This window comes from Cyclobacteriaceae bacterium (assembly GCA_030584025.1).
Classification (GTDB): Bacteria; Bacteroidota; Bacteroidia; order Cytophagales; family Cyclobacteriaceae; genus UBA2336.
The window spans coordinates 4008363-4023938 of sequence record CP129487.1 but is presented as its reverse complement, the minus strand read 5'-3'; the positions used below and the strand labels follow the sequence as shown (position 1 = coordinate 4023938).

Genomic DNA, 15576 nt, shown 5'->3' with positions numbered 1-15576 from the left:
TTACCCATCTCACTGGGTAATATTATGATCAACCCTCTCGCCAGCGCGGTAACCTCTTTTGTGATCTCCTTTCTGATCATCCCGGTGATCATTAAATACTCGTTGGAAAAGAATTTGGTGGATATACCCGGTCGCAGAAAAATCCATAAAAAGGTAACGCCATCCATGGGCGGCATCGCCATTTTCATAGGCTTCTTTGTGGCTTCGTTAATCTGGATTGATATCTCCCATTGGCGTGACATACGCATGATTCTCATCGCCTTGTTCATGGTATTCTTCATTGGTGTACGCGATGACCTGGTACCACTCCGGCCGAGCATGAAACTCATGGGGCAAGTGGTTGCGGCAACCATTCTTGTTTTGTTGTTCGACTTGCGACTAAAATCGATGTACGGACTTTTTGGTATCTACGAAATTCCCATCGCCATAAGTTACCTCCTCACGGTTTTTACCATCATCGTCATCACCAACTCATTTAACCTCATTGACGGGCTGGATGGATTGGCCGGAACGGTGGCCAGTATTTCGCTTTTAACATTCGGCATCTGGTTTCTGCTTATTGGCGATTCGGTTTTTGCCATCCTTGCCTTTTGTATGGTGGGCTCCATTGTTGCGTTTCTGATTTTCAATTGGGAGCCTTCAAAAATTTTTATGGGCGATACCGGTGCCTTGGTTGCCGGCATGATGCTCTCCATCATGGCCATTTATTTCATCAATACCAATTTCAACCTGCCGGTTGATCATCCCTACCGTTTTTCAGGTACGGTGGCGGCCGCGGTGTGCTTCATCATCATTCCCCTGGTTGATACCATGCGGATTTTTATTCTTCGCATCAGCCGCGGGCAATCACCCTTCACACCCGATAAGAGTCACATTCACCACAGCATTATGCGCCTCGGATTAACCCACAGCAAAACAACTATACTGCTTGGGGTGGTTCAGCTAACCTATATTGCATTGGCTGCTCTGCTGCGCAAGGTAGATGGTAACTATATGATACTTGGCGTGATTGGTCTTTCCGTTTTGCTGAGTGTTATTCTCGATCGGTTAATGATCATTCGCCTGAATAAAGACGAGAATGGGGTTCAGGAGTAAAGTTGTATTTTTGACCCTTTATTAAGCTATGGAAGAACGCATTCATACGTTACGCAAGGAGGTGGACGCCTGGTCAGCTGGAGATAAAGCCGGAGTGGAGCAATTCCGGTTGAAATACATCAGCAAAAAAGGCTTGATTCCCGAGCTCTTTGAAGAGATGAAAAAAATGCCACCGGAAGAAAAGAAAAAGGTGGGCAAAATTCTGAATGAGCTCAAGCAGGCTGCCGAACAAAAGCTTCAGACATTAACGGAAGCACTGGAAAGTTCCGCTTCTGCCAATTACGATCTTGACCTTACGCTTCCGCCCATACCGAACAAGGTCGGCAACCAACATCCGCTTACGCTTACGCGAAACCGGATCATAGAGATATTTGAACGACTTGGCTTTAACGTGGCTGATGGGCCGGAGATTGAAGATGATTGGCATAACTTCTCGGCTTTGAATTTTCCGGAAAACCACCCGGCACGCGAGATGCAGGATACGTTCTTCATTGAAAAAAATCCGGATGTATTGTTGCGCACACACACATCCAATGTGCAAATCCGGTTAATGACTAATCAGAAGCCACCGCTGCGCGCCATTATGCCTGGCCGCGTGTACCGCAACGAAGCCATTTCAGCACGTGCACATTGCTTCTTTCACCAGGTAGAAGGTTTATACGTTGACCGGAATGTTGGATTTGCTGATTTAAAACAGACGCTCTATCACTTTGCCAAAGAAATGTATGGTAAAGACATTAAGATTCGTTTTCGGCCTTCGTTCTTTCCGTTTACTGAGCCCAGTGCAGAGATTGATATTTCGTGTTTGATTTGTAAAGGTTCAGGTTGCAACGTGTGTAAGCATACAGGCTGGGTAGAGATTGCCGGTTCGGGTATGGTACACCCGAATGTGTTGCGCAATTGTGGTATTGATCCGGAAGAATTCACCGGTTTTGCATTTGGAATGGGCATTGAACGCGTTACCATGTTGCGTTACCAGGTAAATGATTTACGATTATATTCAGAAAATGATATCCGGTTTTTGAAGCAGTTTCATTCAGTAATCTGATTAACGTTAGAAATTTTTGAGCAAAATTCTTTCTCGCAAAGCACGCGAAAGAAAACGCAAAGCGCGCAGATATTTTTAGCGAACTTTGCGATGGAACTTTGCGGATTTTGCGTGAAAGTATTCACTATATGACAAAAAAAATACAGACAGTCGGCATTGCAGGTGCGGGAACCATGGGGCAAGGCATTGCACAAGTGTGTGCCACTGCGGGTTACGAGGTGGTGTTGTACGATATTGCGGAAGCGCAACTTGCCCATGCAAAAAATCTGATTCAAAAATCGCTGCAGGTTGCTGTTGAAAAAGGAAAACTGAAAGCGGATGAATCCAATCAGGTATTGACGCGCATACAATTTCAATCGGATGTGAACCAACTCAAGGCCGACCTGATTATTGAAGCTGCTCTGGAGAAACTGGAAATCAAAAAAGAACTGTTCACCAAACTCGAAACGATCAACTCGGAATCGTGTATTCTCACCACAAACACCTCCTCCATTCCGGTAACACAAATTGCATCAGCACTAAAGCATCCGCAGCGCTTTGCAGGTTTGCATTTTTTCAATCCAGCACCCATCATGAAACTGGTGGAGATTATTTCAGGCGTAAATACCAATGCTGAAACAGTTGATACGTTAAAAACATTTTGCGAAAAACTTGGAAAAACTGCGGTACTGGCAAAAGATTCTCCGGGGTTTATCGTTAACCGTGTGGCTCGGCACTACTATGTAGAGGCATTGAAACTGCTGGAAGAAAATGTTACCGACATTCAAACGATTGATGCGCTGTTGAAAGCATCAGGTTTTAAAATGGGGCCTTTTGAGTTGATGGATTTGATTGGCGTGGACACCAACTTTTCAGTTACCACCTCAATTTATAATGCCTTCCACCAGGAAGGAAAATTCAGACCGAGTCTGATCCAACAACAAAAAGTGGACGCAGGCCACCATGGAAGAAAAAGCGGGAAGGGGTTTTATGATTACACGAAAAAATAATTACAGCGAGTCATCGCGGTCAAAGGGTCGTGATCCCAGAAAGTCTACTCATATCGGAAGGTCATTCCTTACTTCCACTATACTTGCTTTTCTACTCTCCTGCTCCAATGAATTGGTTGATGCTCCTATTCCAATAATACCATTCGAGGATCTTGTACTGAATCTTTCGTTACCTGAAAATACCAGTTTATCAACTGTTGGAGGATTTCGTGATCTCAGTTTGTCATATCCTGATCGAGGAGTAAGGGGAATAATCGTATATAGAAAAGATATTTCAACGTACTACGCCTTTGAAACTAATTGTACTTATCAGCCTAATGAAGCTTGCGCAACAGTCAATATTCACAATTCTACACTTTATTTGGAAGATGTCTGTTGCGGTTCAATGTTCAATTGGGATGGCAACCCGATCGGTGGTATCGCCTGGCGTCCACTACGTCAATATGAAACCATTTTAAACGGAACTGAGCTAACGATTACAGATGAGGTTATTAATTAATCCATCAACTTCTCAATCAGCGCATCAATGGTAATGCCTTCTGCTTCGGCTTTGAAATTGCGTACAATGCGGTGACGCAACACCGGCTTGGCAATGGCACGCACATCTTCTATATCAGGAGAGTATTTTCCGTTGAGTAACGCGTTGCACTTCGCTCCCAAAATTAAAAATTGTGAAGCCCGCGGACCCGCACCCCACTCTAAATATTCGTTAGCCATAGGCGATGCACCAGCGGTGTTCGGCCGGGTTTTATTCGCTAACCGCACCGCATATTCAATCACATTATCCGGAACGGGTACTCTGCGTACCAGGTGTTGGTATTCCATGATATCTTCAGCTGAAAGAATTTTATTTACCGTACGCGGTTCATCCGTAGTCGTACTTTTTACCACCTCCACTTCATCAGCAAACGAAGGATAGGTGAGTTGTATATCAAACATGAAGCGGTCGAGTTGGGCTTCAGGCAACGGATACGTTCCCTCCTGCTCAATTGGGTTTTGGGTTGCCAGTACAAAAAACGGGCGAGGCAATTCATAACGCTGACCACCTATGGTAACGGCATACTCCTGCATCGACTCCAGTAAGGCAGCTTGTGTTTTGGGCGGAGTTCGGTTTATCTCATCGGCCAATACAATGTTGGCAAACACGGGGCCCTTCACAAATTTGAAGTTGCGCTCCTTGTCCATGGTTTCAGCTCCAACAATATCCGAAGGCATTAAGTCGGGCGTGAACTGAATGCGCTTAAACTGCAAGTCGAGTGCAGTAGCAATGGTGTGCACCAACAAGGTTTTGGCCAACCCCGGTACGCCTACCAGTAACGAGTGACCCTGGCAAAAAATGCCGGTGAGTACAAAGCGTACCACTTCATCTTGCCCGATAATTACCTTGGAGATTTCTTTTGAAAGATTCTTATAGGTTTGCGCCAGTGCATCGGCTGCTTCAACATCAGAAGAAAATCGGCTCATACGTTCGTTCAAAATTCAACGGTTCAACAATACGGGTTACGCACTTATCTTTGAATGCAGCCCTTTCAAATGTAACGTTCCGGCTTAAGCAAAGGCTTATTTTTTACACGAACGAACGTCACTCATCCAATATACCACAATAATTGTAAGACGGATCAATGCTGATGAATACATCCTGCCGGGCCTTATCGAACCACTTTTCAAGTGCCTGGTTCTGTTTTTGGTTTAGTGTGGCGTTTTGGATGCGCTGCCAGTCGTCCTTCAACGATGCCATATGCGGTGCCGTACGCGATTTGTAATACAGAATACGAACGGCTTCTTTAACCCTATCGGTTCGGTACACCAACGGTTTGGAAATTTTACCAACCTCCATGGAATCTATGGCAAAGAAAACCACCGGGTCAAGTTCATCAACGGCTATGCGGGTTCCTCCGTCTGCATCAAGAAAAAATCCTCCGCTCCCCTTTGTCTCCACATCATCCGAATACTCTTTGGCTGCTTTTTGAAAGGTTATTTCTTCATTCACAATCATGGTTCGAATGCTGTCAAGGAAATGCTTGGCTCTGTCCAAATCTTCTGCAGAAGGCGTGGGCGACATCAAGATGTGGCGCGTATTGTATTCATTACCCCTTCGCTCAATCAATTGAATGATGTGAAAACCAAAAGCCGTTTCTACCGGCATGGAGATTTCACCGGGTTTCATTTTGAAAGACGCTGCTTCATACTCGGGCACCATCATACCACGACCGACAAATCCCATTTCTCCGTTGTTCGATGTTACACTAGGGTCAGCCGAATACTTTCGCGCGAGTTCATTGAAGTTTTCTCCACCTAAAATCCGGTCGCGGATTTCCATCAACTCACGTTTGGTAATTTCCTTCTGACTTTCACTTACCTCGGCAATCTTTACAATTTGAGCAACTTCTGCTTCGGCTGAAAAGTAGGGCAAACTGTCTTTGGGTATGCGATTGAAAAACTTTCGTACTTCATTAGGTGTAACGGCAATGTCTTTGGTGATCACATTCTGCATTTCATTCACCACCATTTGTTCGCGTATCTGATCGCGTAATTCTATCTGAATCTGCTCAAGCGTTTTACCGAATTTATTCTCCAGGTCAACCGGAGAACCACCATACTGCGACAGAATCATTTCCATTCTGCGTTTGGTGTTGGCATCCACTTCCGAATCGGCCACCACAACCGAGTCAATTTCTGCCTTGGCCATCATCAGCTTGTTACGAAGCAACATGGCTAAAAACTGGCAGCGCACTTCGGGTGACGAGTTTCCTCCATTGGAAACATACTCGAGAAATGCCTTATCCAATTCAGATTTTAACACAATGTAATTGTCGACTTTGGCAATGATCTTATCCACTACAAAACCCGTTTCCTCATCTTGTGCCAATGCCGAAGTACTGAAAAACAGTACCATCAAAACAGTATAAATAAATTGCCGTCTCACTGTATCGTTACTTAATAATTTCAAATTCCTTTTCCAGTATCGCTGTGTTATAGATTTCATCTTCCAATTGCTTAGCCAGAGCTACTTTGCGTTTATTCAAAATAATGGTCCGTATATCATCCCGTACGAATTCCAACGGTGAAATATTGTCTGAAATGCGGTATTCTTTCACCTGAAGAAAATACAAATACGCATCATCCGATGTTTCATAGTACGGGTTTGCTTTCAAAAACTGGATTTTATTCGGAATCTCCACCAATGGAGAGTTCTTCACCAATTCATCGAACACCATCCAGGTCGAGTCAACCAAATGATAAGCCGTTGAAAAACTCAGGCAATAGGATTTGAGCTCGTCCTGATCTTTTTCCTTCGTGGAAAAAATCAGGTCTTTGATCTTGTTCGTTCGAGGAGCTGATTTTGGCACTTTAATGAATGTTGCCCTTACGATGTTCTGCTTAAGAATAAAGTTGTCCAGGTTATCCTTATAGTATTGCTCAATTTCGGGAGCGTTAATGGCTGTATCCAGGTTTTGCTTGATATAAAATGCCTGGTATTCGTAGGCGATCAGGCTATAGCGATAATCGAGAATTTTCCGCTCCACTTCAGCCTCATTGATGTCGATTTTTCGGGCAGCTTCCTGAAGCAGAAGTTGCTTGCGTATCCAACTATTGATATAGGCCTCCATGCGCACGGTGCTATCCTCTTGGGTGGCCCCGATGGGCACAATTCCAGCCAGTTCATCTTTGTATAAAAATGCGCGGTTTACGCGGGCTACCGGCACGCGCTCAGGATCCTGGGTTGTGGTCTCCTTCTTAAATTGAATAAGATCGCACCCGGACAGCAGTAGCATGGCCACCACACTAAGACCGAACCAGCTTCTTATAAATATGTTGTTTCCCCTTCTCATTAATCTTAACCGTGTACTTCTTTTTTAAGTCATCAATCCACTTTTTCTCCAGGTATGCCTGATAATCGGCTATTACCGAAGCCCGGGCCTCCTCAAAGGTCATGGGTCCTGGGGGTACGCGTTTCAAAATCCGCACAAGGTAATACATTCCATTGTTTTCTGCGGTGTGCAGGCCTTCCGCCCAGGCTATTTTAGCCAATACCGGCCGGTCATCCTTTTGAAACACTCCGGTTTCCCTTCTGGCTTTCCGCGATTTTAGTAATTCTTCAATCGCGGCTGAATCGGCTATGTTGAGGGCCTGTTTAATCAGTTCCAACGGTTCTGATGAAGTCGCTGAAAACAAATCGGCCGACACTCGTTCTTCGGCTACGTATTTACCTGCGTGCGCTTCAAAATAGTTTCGCTGACCGATGGAATCCTCACTGGCTTTATTCCATACTTCTCTTTCCATAATGTCGAACAAGAGAATGCCTTCATAATATTCGCGTAATAAAAATTCGTAATCCGGATTGGCACGTACCAGTTGTTCTTCATACGATTGGTTGATTTCCGACTCAACAAATAAATCGTACAACTGACCGATATACTGCTGTGGTGTAGCTTGTGTTGCACGCTGTTGCTGATTGACGTATGTGACAAACTTCGCTGCAGAAACCGGTCCGGATTTCAGGTTGAAAAGAATTTCATTTCCGGTCCATGCGGTAACACTCCACTTTCCTTTGGTTAAGGATGTATCGGCACGCGTAAAAATTTTTGTTTTCACATCCGCATTTTCCTTAAATGCCATTTCCTTTTTCAGTCGCTCCACCAATGCTTTACGTGAAACTTGCACGCGTTCATCGCGCTGCACGCGGACCTTTAGCGATGCTGACAATTCTTCAAATGAGGGTAACGGAATTTTTTTCTCTAGTCGCACAATGTGCCACCCGAAAGCCGTTTTAAACGGATCGGAAATTTCGCCTGGGGTTTGCAAGGAAAACGCTACGGCATCAAACTCCGGTGCGGCATTCATGGCACCTACCCCAAACGGGCGTAAACGACCACCATTGTTTTTCGAGTTTCCATCCTCTGAATATTGGCTGCATAATTCTTCCCAGGAAATACCACCTTTCACCTGATCGTAAATCTCAAAAATCAGATTCCGCGATGCATTTTCATCACGATCGCCACCGGTACGAATCATAATGTGCGACACCTCCACTTCACCACGTGCCGGCTTTCGATCTTCAACTTTTACAAGGTGATATCCAAAACGTGTGCGCACCGGGCCCACTACATCGCCCGGTTTACCCGCATAGGCAGCCGACTCAAACGGATACACCATTTGCATGGCAGTGAAATAGCCGAGACTACCTTTGTTGGTTCGTGCCGATGGATCTTCGGAAAGGCTGGCTGCCAGCGTGCCGAAATCTTCACCCTTTGCTATGCGGTCTTTAATTTCTTTGATGCGATTAAATGCCTTCAACGTATCTTCTGGTGATGCATCCGGCCCCACATTGATAAGAATGTGCGAAGCTTTTACTTCTTCCTTCAGCCTGTTGTAGGTCATGAGTACGAGGCTGTCCAGCATTTTGCCTTCCGGCAGATAAGGCCTGCGCAACTCGTCTTTATACGTGCTGAATTCTTTTACAAACGTTTGGGTGGTGTCGTACCCGCGTGTGCGCGCTTCTTCCACTTTTAGTTTAAAATTCACAAACAAGTCCAGGTATTCATCAACCTTGGCGCGCGAATAAAACTCGGGTTGATTCTGGTGATTCTTGTTGTAGAGGTAGATAAACTCCTCTACAGGCACCGCTCTGTTATTTACAGAAAATAAAACCAGTGGCTTAGGTGCTTTGCCTTTTTTCTGCGCCAGTACGGGCAGTAATAAAAAAACGGAAAGAACTGTTACAACACTTCTCAGGGACATAACGAATAACTATGGATTATTTGAACTGAACTTTCTTGGACAAACGACAAATATTTTTTCCATCGGCCTGCTCGTACTCAATGCGATCCATGATGGATTTTACCAACCGGATACCCAGACCACCTTTTCTTTTTTCGTGAATGATGTTACCCAAATCGGGTTCATGAAAACGGTTTATATCAAATACGGAGCCATCATCAATAATTTCAAATACCAACGGCTCGCCTTTATCAGCAATAACATGAAGTTCAAACATTTCATCCGGGTTACAGTGATGCGCATGGATCATCAGGTTGGAACACATTTCATCAATGGCCAACACCACTTCACTGATGTCCAGATCAGACACACCATGCTTTGACAGTGACACGCGCACAAAATCCCTTACCCCTTTCAGGTTCTCAATGCTGCATCCAACTTTATACTTGTACTTCATGATACCCTTTGCTTAGCCTCATCCTTTGTTTGCACAATGGTGAGTAACTCACTCAAGCCTAATATTTCAAACGTATTCAACACCTTATCGTTCATCCCAAACAACACCATTTGAATGCTCTTATCGCTAAATTCTTCTATATAAGACATGAAAACGCCCAGACCTGCTGAGGAAATGTATTCCAGGGCGCTGCAATCGATCAGAATTTTGGTGAAGCCTTCCCCCACGCTTTTCGCGATGGTCAAATCCAATTCAATGGATGAACTGGCATCAATTTCACCGATGGGGACAATAATGTCGGCTCCTTCTTCCTGAATTCTTTTAATCTGAACCATGTCTTTAACGTTTATTATTCATTTTAGTTCCGTTCACTATGATGCACGCGCTATTTGAATTTCACAATCATCGTAGTGTAGTCGTCATTAATATTTTCTGTTCCGGTAAATTCATACAAGCGGTTAATCAGGTGTTCCTGTATTTCACGTGCCGAACGATCTTTCACTTCCAGCAGCGTTTCCAGTAAGCGATCGTACCCGTACTCATCCCCCTTCGCATTTTTCGCTTCGGTTATCCCATCGGTGTACAACACCATAATGTCGTTGGGCTGATAGCCAAATGCGTGTGCTTCAATAAATTTCTCGTACCCTTTGTTACGCACCATACCCAGTGCAACGCCCTTGTCTTTTAAGTACTCAGCGGTATTGCGCACGGCACTGAAGTACAACACGGGGCAATGTCCGGCACGGGAATAGTTAACCTTCTTCTCTTCAGTATCGATAATGAAAAATGTGGCCGAGATAAATGACCCACGCTCCAGGCAGTTTGCCAGCGCCTGGTTTGACCGGATCATAAACTCTTCGGGTTTTATGCAGTTCTGCGCCAGGCTGTGGAAAATTCCCTTCATCTGCGACATATGGAAAGCCGCAGTTGTTCCTTTTCCGGATACGTCTGCTACAATTAAGGCCGACTGCGTATCACTGGTGCGTAAGGTGTCATAATAGTCGCCCCCAACTTCATCGGCTGATTCAGAAAAAGCAGCAAGCTCAAAATCATCATGCTGATCCAACACCTGTGGCAGTAAACTTTTCTGTACTGTCTTCGCGATTTTTAATTCTTCCTTATAACGCTCGCTTTGCAAAGCCTCTTCCAGCAAGCGGAAGTTTTCGATGGAGATACCCGCCTGATTGGCAAACGTGGAAACGATCTTGGTCATTTCCCGGTTAAAGCCATCGGCCAGTTCTTTCAGCAAGGCCAGCGTACCAATGTTTTCTCCTTTAACATAAATGGGAAAAGCGAGAATGGAGCGAAAACGCGATCCGCGTAACGAAGCCAAATGCTTTGAAAGATTTTTGGTTTTATCCTGACTTTGATCAAGTACGCCCGTAACATGTTCCTTTCGGAGATGCGCGATAATTTCGTTTGCCTCCTTCTCGGAGATGTGATAGGTGAACAGCCGGTGATCATGATCGTTGTTTTTGATCTCCAGCCAGGCGGCATCAGCAAACACCGTGCTTACCGAAGTTTCCAGCAAAATGTTGTATACACTCTCTTCGCTTTGCTCCGTTTGAATCGATTGGCTGATGCGCTGAAAGTTTACTACTTCTTCCAGCTTCTGCTCAAACACGGAAGTAGTGGGTAGGTTGAATAAAATTACCAGGAAGGAAAAGATGCTGTAAACAGCAACAAAAATAAAAAGCGATTGAAAAAAGATATGCGACCGGTGATCCACAAATCCGCGAGCCTCGCCAAATGCGGTTATGGCTTGTGAGTTGGTCGTGTAGAACAAGTACATCACATAAAAAATAGCCAACAGCAACAACAACAGGCTAGTCCACTTTTGCCTGAAGTTGAGGTAAGCCACCCATTTCATGTTGGCGGATAGAATCAATCCGGTAACGATCAACACGCCTAATAATACATTGTACACCCAATCAGCATCGGGTAACTCCAGGCTGTTGTACACCAGGGCAACCATCAATCCGGTCTCAAAGAAATTCCAAAGGCGCAGCAGCCACTTTGATTTTTGATAGAGGATTAAGCGCTTCCATACCGTGTAAGAAGCCATCAAAAATCCTGAAATCAATCCAAGGCTGATGATGTAGTTAGCTTCTACATAAATGAACAGGTTGGTGAGTTTGGATGTGCCCGGTAAATAATCAATCAACCGGAACAACAGGGAAATAACGGTTACCACTAAACCTGTAGCAAACACGCGCCACAATAAGTCAACAAAATTGAGTTGCTCATCGCGATCGATGCGGAACTTATAGAAGTAATAAAGTGAAACGAGGAAAATATTGAAGAGCACACCGGGAAGCCAGGTAGGTAAATCGGGCTCCAGGTTGCTGCGCACACTAAACACCACCGACAGGTCAACAAACAGCAAGGCCACCCAGGTAATCCCTGATATTAAAAACAGCAAACGGGTTAAGGCCTTCAGGCGCATGGAGTCAATCTATAAATATTCGCGTCTATAGGGTTGAGGCTTGGGTAGTAAAGCAAAAGGCCAATCTGGTAATGATTGGCCCTGCAATTATAGGGAAATTTGACCGATTTCAGCCCTTTTTCCGAATGCTACTTGCGGCTATAATTCGGGGCTTCGCGGGTAATGGTTACATCATGCGGATGACTTTCTATAAACCCGGCACTGGTAATTTTTACAAAGCGTGCCTTTTTTAAAGCCTCTATGTTTTTGGCTCCGCAATAGCCCATTCCGGCCCGAAGACCACCCATCATCTGGTACAAAACTTCGGAAACGCGGCCTTTGAATGGAACCCGACCTGAGATCCCTTCCGGTACAAGTTTCTTGATATCGTCCTCTACGTCCTGAAAGTACCGGTCTTTAGAGCCGTCTTCCATGGCCTCAATAGAACCCATGCCTCGGTAGCTCTTGAACTTCCTTCCTTCATAAATAATTACATCTCCGGGCGCCTCCTCGGTTCCTGCCAGCATGGAGCCGATCATTACGCTATCCGCGCCAGCCGCAATTGCCTTCACCATGTCGCCAGAGAATCGGATGCCCCCATCCGCAATTACAGGAATTCCAGAACCCTTCAATGCATTGGCAGCCTCATACACAGCTGACAACTGTGGCAAGCCCACACCGGCTACTACACGGGTAGTACAAATGCTTCCGGGGCCTACACCAACTTTTACGGCATCAGCACCAGCCTTGGCCAGCGCTTTTGCGCCTTCACCAGTGGCCACATTGCCCACCACAATATCCAGTTCAGGGTATTTTCGTTTCACGCGTTTGGCAGCTTCCAAAACACCTTTGGAATGGCCGTGAGCGGTGTCAATGGTAATCACATCAACACCTGAATTTTTCAAGGCATCCACACGGTCAAGAATATCTGGGGTAACCCCAACGGCAGCACCTACACGAAGTCTGCCAAATTTATCCTGGCAAGCGTTGGGTTTGTTTTTCTTCTTTTGAATATCGCGGAAGGTAATCAATCCGGTAAGCCTACCTTTCTTGTTTACGATCGGGAGTTTTTCAATCTTATACTGCTGTAAGATCGTTTCGGCTTTCTCGAGTGTAATGTTCTCCGTGGCAGTAATCAGGTTTTCCCGGGTCATGATCTTTTCTACCGGTACACTCAAGTCTTTTTGAAACCGCAGGTCGCGGTTGGTGATGATTCCCAACAGTTTGCCATTGCTGTCAATTACTGGTATGCCTCCAATCTTAAACTCACGCATGATGTTTTCTGCATCCTGAACGGTTGAGTTCACACTCAATGTAACCGGATCAAGGATCATCCCGCTTTGTGAGCGCTTTACCTTGCGCACCTGCTCGGCCTGCTCATCAATGCGCATATTTTTGTGGATGAAGCCCAGCCCTCCCTCAAGGGCCATGCTGATGGCTAATTCAGCCTCCGTTACCGTATCCATGGCGGCTGAAACAATGGGTATGTTCAGGCGGATGTTACGGGTAAGTTTGCTGCTGATGTTGGTTTCGCGTGGAAGAACCTCGGAATATGCCGGTACCAGCAGTACATCGTCATACGTGAGGGCTTCAAAAAGGAACTTGGAATTTTTAGGAGGCATGGCAAATAATTTACGATCTATTATTTGCCGGGCAAAGGTAGCCTAATTTGCTGATTTCCCAATAAGCCAATTACCAATTATGGTCTTACCTTTACAATAACTAATTTTTTAAGCTATGTACCGTACCATCTACCTAATTGGTTTACTGTTGGTCTGTTCTGCTGCCCTTGCGCAAGTGCAGACTGGCAAAGCCTCTTTTTATGCCGACAAGTTTGAAGGCCGACCTACCGCAAGCGGAGAAAAATACCGCCACAACAAATTGACTGCGGCTCACAAAACATTGCCATTTGGCACCAAAGTGAAGGTGACAAACCTGGATAACAACAAATCGGTTGAGGTTATCATTAATGACCGCGGACCTTATGTTGACGGTCGCATCATCGACTTATCAAAATCTGCCGCTGAACAATTGGGCTTTATTAACCAGGGACTTGCTGAAGTAAAAGTGGAGATTGTTGACCCGGGTGATGGAAAAAAAAGTGATCCGATAAAACCAATTGGACAGGTCTCTGTTGAAGAAAAGGAGTTCTATGATTTTGAGGTAGGCCGCTTGAAACCTTCAGGTTTTGGTGTGCAGATTGGAACGTATCAGGAGCTGGTAAACCTGATACGCCTGGCCGATAACCTGAAAAGTTCCTACCAGAAGAAAGTGACGGTGCAGGTAAAAATTTTAAATGGTATAAAATACTACGCACTGATATTGGGGCAATTTCCTAACCGGGTCAAGGCCGAACACTTCAAATCTGAAATTCAAAAAAAATTCCCAGATGCATTCATTGTTGAATTCAGTCGCCTGTAGTTCATGAAAGAAAAAATTCTCCAATACCTTTCTCAGTATTACCCATCGTTTGATGACGAGTTGAAAGAAGCCATAGCTTCCGCAGGAACATTAAAGAAAGTTTCCGCTGGGGAACAGCTTATGCGGCCCGGTCAGTACTTTCAGTCTACCATGTTAATTGCCAATGGTCGTGTAAAACTCTATCGGGAAGGTGACGATGGCAACGAATTTTTCATGTACTTTCTGGAACCAGGAAACGCATGCGCACTCTCTATGATCTGTGCCACCAAACACGAAAAAAGCCAGATGCTGGCAGAAGCCATTGAAGACACGGAAGTAATTACCATTCCGCTGGAACTCATGGACAACTTGATGAAGAACCATCGTTCGTGGTATTATTTTGTATTGGATACCTACCGCACCAGGTTCGAAGAGTTGCTGAATGTGATTGATCACATCGCCTTTAAAAGCATGGACGAACGATTGGAATTTTACCTGGCCAACCAGGCCGAAAAACTGGGTACCACCACCTTAAACCTTACCCACCAGCAAATTGCCAACGACCTGAATTCCAGTCGCGAGGTCATTTCACGCCTGCTGAAAAACATGGAAAAAAACGGCCGGGTAAGCCTTTTGCGCAATGCGATCATGCTTTCGGCCAAGTTTGAGGTTAAATAGAGCCTAAAACAAAATTTTTTAACCGATTCGGGAACATAATCGTATTCCACGCGTTTATGATAGCATTACTATTATTTTTGATAGAATGACTAATTTTCTCATACGGCTTAACGAAAACCTGTATTTGCGCGATCCGCAAACCTCAGAATTAGGCCAAAAAATAATTACCTCTGGCATTGGGCTCATCGATAGGCTTGGTTTTGAGAACTTTACCTTTAAGAAGCTTGCCGATGAAATTCAATCGACTGAAGCTTCGGTTTACCGCTACTTTGAAAACAAACACAGGCTATTGCTTTACCTGATTGATTGGTACTGGACGTGGATGGAATTCAAATTTGATTTTGAAACCAACAACATTGTTGATGCCCGTGAACGCCTTTCTATTTGCCTGCGGATTTTGACAGAAGAAAAGAAACCCGATTTCTACTCACATGGCATCGATGGAGATGCGTTGAATCGCATTGTAATGGCCGAGTTCGAAAAAACGTACCTCACCAAGCAAGTTGATCAAGATAATAAGGAAGGCGTTTTTCTTCCGTTCAAATCAGTTTGTAAAAAGGTGGCCGGATTGGTGAAAGAAATCAATCCTGCATTTCCGTTTCCCAATGCGTTGGTGAGCACCTTAATTTTATCAGCCAACCATCAGCTTTTTTATGCCCAACATCTTCCATCACTGACAGATATTCGCTTTCAGCCCAGCACACATTACCAGCAACTTACTGATTTCATTAACCTGTTAGCGTTTAAAGCCATTGAACCGTAA

The 15576-nt window shown here is 44.9% G+C and carries 15 protein-coding genes; 7 read left to right on the top strand and 8 right to left on the bottom strand.

Annotation, left to right across the window (positions count from 1 at the left end; translation table 11 throughout):
- Positions 1-24: 24 nt before the first annotated feature.
- The 4 genes from QY309_18230 (at position 25) to QY309_18215 (ending at position 3631) form a co-directional block, all read left to right on the top strand.
- The gene (locus tag QY309_18230; protein WKZ59784.1) at positions 25-1095 is read left to right on the top strand and encodes an MraY family glycosyltransferase; all 1071 of its coding nucleotides are present in this window, start codon (positions 25-27) and stop codon (positions 1093-1095) included.
- A 28-nt stretch (positions 1096-1123) separates the two neighbouring features.
- Complete coding sequence (pheS, locus tag QY309_18225; GenBank protein ID WKZ59783.1) at positions 1124-2143, top strand: phenylalanine--tRNA ligase subunit alpha; 1020 nt, start codon at positions 1124-1126, stop codon at positions 2141-2143.
- Positions 2144-2271: 128 nt separating this feature from the next.
- Positions 2272-3132: a 3-hydroxyacyl-CoA dehydrogenase NAD-binding domain-containing protein gene (locus tag QY309_18220; GenBank protein ID WKZ59782.1), complete on the top strand. Its 861-nt coding sequence runs from the start codon at positions 2272-2274 to the stop codon at positions 3130-3132.
- A complete protein-coding gene (locus tag QY309_18215; protein WKZ59781.1) occupies positions 3086-3631 on the top strand; it encodes a hypothetical protein in 546 nt (181 codons plus the stop codon). Before QY309_18220 ends, QY309_18215 begins: the two co-directional genes overlap by 47 nt.
- Here the strand turns inward: QY309_18215 and QY309_18210 are convergent.
- The 8 genes from QY309_18210 to guaB all read right to left on the bottom strand — a co-directional run bounded on the left by QY309_18210 (position 3628) and on the right by guaB (position 13357).
- Positions 3628-4596 (bottom strand): MoxR family ATPase, encoded by a 969-nt coding sequence (locus QY309_18210; protein ID WKZ59780.1) that lies wholly within the window; start codon positions 4594-4596, stop codon positions 3628-3630. The genes QY309_18215 and QY309_18210 overlap by 4 nt on opposite strands.
- A 118-nt stretch (positions 4597-4714) precedes the next feature.
- Positions 4715-6028: a peptidylprolyl isomerase gene (locus QY309_18205; GenBank protein ID WKZ61724.1), complete on the bottom strand. Its 1314-nt coding sequence runs from the start codon at positions 6026-6028 to the stop codon at positions 4715-4717.
- 37 nt (positions 6029-6065) lie between these two features.
- Positions 6066-6908: a peptidyl-prolyl cis-trans isomerase gene (locus QY309_18200; GenBank protein ID WKZ59779.1), complete on the bottom strand. Its 843-nt coding sequence runs from the start codon at positions 6906-6908 to the stop codon at positions 6066-6068.
- A 10-nt stretch (positions 6909-6918) separates the two neighbouring features.
- Positions 6919-8874 carry a peptidylprolyl isomerase gene (locus tag QY309_18195; GenBank protein ID WKZ59778.1) on the bottom strand — a complete coding sequence of 652 codons (1956 nt, stop codon included), beginning with the start codon at positions 8872-8874 and terminating at the stop codon, positions 6919-6921.
- Between the two features lie 16 nt (positions 8875-8890).
- On the bottom strand, positions 8891-9310 hold the full coding sequence (locus QY309_18190) for an ATP-binding protein (GenBank protein WKZ59777.1): 420 nt from the start codon (positions 9308-9310) through the stop codon (positions 8891-8893).
- Positions 9307-9645: an STAS domain-containing protein gene (locus tag QY309_18185; protein WKZ59776.1), complete on the bottom strand. Its 339-nt coding sequence runs from the start codon at positions 9643-9645 to the stop codon at positions 9307-9309. Before QY309_18185 ends, QY309_18190 begins: the two co-directional genes overlap by 4 nt.
- Before the next feature lie 50 nt (positions 9646-9695).
- Positions 9696-11756 carry a SpoIIE family protein phosphatase gene (locus tag QY309_18180; protein WKZ59775.1) on the bottom strand — a complete coding sequence of 687 codons (2061 nt, stop codon included), beginning with the start codon at positions 11754-11756 and terminating at the stop codon, positions 9696-9698.
- A 128-nt stretch (positions 11757-11884) separates the two neighbouring features.
- A complete protein-coding gene (gene guaB / locus QY309_18175; GenBank protein ID WKZ59774.1) occupies positions 11885-13357 on the bottom strand; it encodes an IMP dehydrogenase in 1473 nt (490 codons plus the stop codon).
- A gap of 115 nt (positions 13358-13472) precedes the next feature.
- Between guaB and QY309_18170 the strand changes: the two genes are divergently transcribed.
- The 3 genes from QY309_18170 (at position 13473) to QY309_18160 (ending at position 15576) form a co-directional block, all read left to right on the top strand.
- Positions 13473-14156 carry a septal ring lytic transglycosylase RlpA family protein gene (locus tag QY309_18170; GenBank protein ID WKZ59773.1) on the top strand — a complete coding sequence of 228 codons (684 nt, stop codon included), beginning with the start codon at positions 13473-13475 and terminating at the stop codon, positions 14154-14156.
- 3 nt (positions 14157-14159) lie between these two features.
- Positions 14160-14813, top strand: coding sequence for a Crp/Fnr family transcriptional regulator (locus QY309_18165; protein WKZ59772.1), 654 nt, complete (start codon positions 14160-14162; stop codon positions 14811-14813).
- A gap of 85 nt (positions 14814-14898) precedes the next feature.
- The gene (locus tag QY309_18160; GenBank protein WKZ59771.1) at positions 14899-15576 is read left to right on the top strand and encodes a TetR/AcrR family transcriptional regulator; all 678 of its coding nucleotides are present in this window, start codon (positions 14899-14901) and stop codon (positions 15574-15576) included.